This is a genomic window from Streptomyces flavofungini, assembly GCF_041028215.1.
GTDB lineage: Bacteria > Actinomycetota > Actinomycetes > Streptomycetales > Streptomycetaceae > Streptomyces > Streptomyces flavofungini_B.
In genome coordinates, this window is record NZ_JASKYR010001221.1 from 1 (window position 1) to 1,618 (window position 1,618).

Here is a 1,618-nt window from a genome sequence, read left to right on the forward strand (position 1 = left end):
CTCGGGTTCCGGAAGGCGCTCCTTGCCGCACTTCATGCAGAAGCGGGCCTCTTCGGGGGCAGCGGCCCCGCAGTGTGGGCAGTACGACGCCATCAGAACGCTCCGTCTAGTCCAGGCGATCTCCCGCGAGCGGGAAAGGACCGACCCCATAAGAGCCGCATAAGTTTTTGGCGGGGTCGTATCAACGGACACATCTTGCCCGGTGACCGGTTCCCCGCCGGTCCCAGATCCCTGTTCTCAACTCAAGCGTTATGCGCGGGGGTTCGCCGGGCTCGCGCGGGGCGACGGGGCGTCAGTCCCGCTTGAAGCCCCGGTGCAGCGCCACGACGCCACCCGTGAGGTTCCGCCACGCCACCTTGGACCAGCCCGCGTCCTTCAGGAGCCCGGCCAGCGTGGGCTGGTCGGGCCAGGAGCGGATCGACTCCGCGAGGTAGACGTACGCGTCGGGGTTGGAGGAGACGGCGCGGGCGACCGGGGGCAGCGCGCGCATCAGGTACTCCTCGTAGACCGTCCGGAACGGTCCCCATGTCGCGTGCGAGAACTCGCAGATCACGACGCGGCCGCCGGGCTTCGTCACGCGGTACAGCTCGCGCAGGGCGGCGCCGGTGTCCTGGATGTTGCGCAGCCCGAAGGAGATCGTGACGGCGTCGAAGGTGTCGTCCTTGAACGGCAGCTTCGTCCCGTCGCCCGCGGTGAACGGCATCCACGGGTGGCGCCGCTTGCCGACGCGCAGCATGCCGAGGGAGAAGTCGCAGGGCACGACGTACGCGCCCGCCTGTGCGAAGGGCTGCGAGGAGGTGGCGGTGCCGGCGGCCAGGTCCAGGATCTTCTGCGCGGGGCGCGCGGCCACCGCCTTCGCGACCTCCTTGCGCCAGAGGCGGGCCTGGCCGAGGGAGAGCACGTCGTTGGTGACGTCGTATCGTTCCGCGACGTCGTCGAACATGGTGGCGACGTCGTGCGGCTGCTTGTCCAAGGAGGCTCTGGTCACCGGCCCATTGTGTCAGCCGGGGCAACTCTTTCGTCTCTGCGGGCTCCTTCGCCTGCGGCGGGCTTCCTTCGCGGGGCGGCTGTCGGGGTCCTTCGCCTGCGGCGGGCTTCCTTCGCGGGGGCGTCTGCCTTGCCGGCCTTCGCTTGGCGGCTGCGGGCCCGCCTTGGTTGCTCGCGCAGTTCCCCGCGCCCCTGACGGGGCGCGGGGAACTGGGGGGGGGGGGGGGGGGGGGGGGGGGGGGGGGGGGGGGGGGGGGGGGGGCAGACGCCCCCGCGAAGGAAGCCCGCCGCAGGCGAAGGACCCCGACAGCCGCCCCGCGAAGGAAGCCCGCCGCAGGCGAAGGAGCCTGTCGGCCGCCACGCGAAGACCGGCGTGAGGGGCGCCCCGTCAGGGGGGGGGGGGGGGGGGGGGGGGGGGGGGGGGGGGGGGGGGGGGGGGGGGGGGGGGGGGGGGGGGGGGGGGGGGGGGGGGGGGGGGGGGGGGGGGGGGGGGGGGGGGGGGGGGGGGGGGGGGGGGGGCGCCCCGTCAGGGGCGCGGGGAACTGCGCGAGCAACTAAGGCGGGGGGCCGCAGGCGAAGGAGCCTGTCGGCCGCCACGCGAAGACCGGCGTGAGGGGCGCCCCGTCAGGGG

General features: G+C 74.5%; 2 protein-coding genes. Both read right to left on the reverse strand.

The genetic code is table 11. The features are described from left to right. A partial coding sequence (locus AB8Z36_RS39915) for a zinc ribbon domain-containing protein (protein ID WP_369218255.1) occupies positions 1–150 on the reverse strand: 150 nt, incomplete at its 3' end. 142 nt (positions 151–292) lie between these two features. Then, positions 293–988: a demethylmenaquinone methyltransferase gene (locus AB8Z36_RS39920; RefSeq protein ID WP_369218254.1), complete on the reverse strand. Its 696-nt coding sequence runs from the start codon at positions 986–988 to the stop codon at positions 293–295. Between the last annotated feature and the right edge of the window lie 630 nt (positions 989–1,618).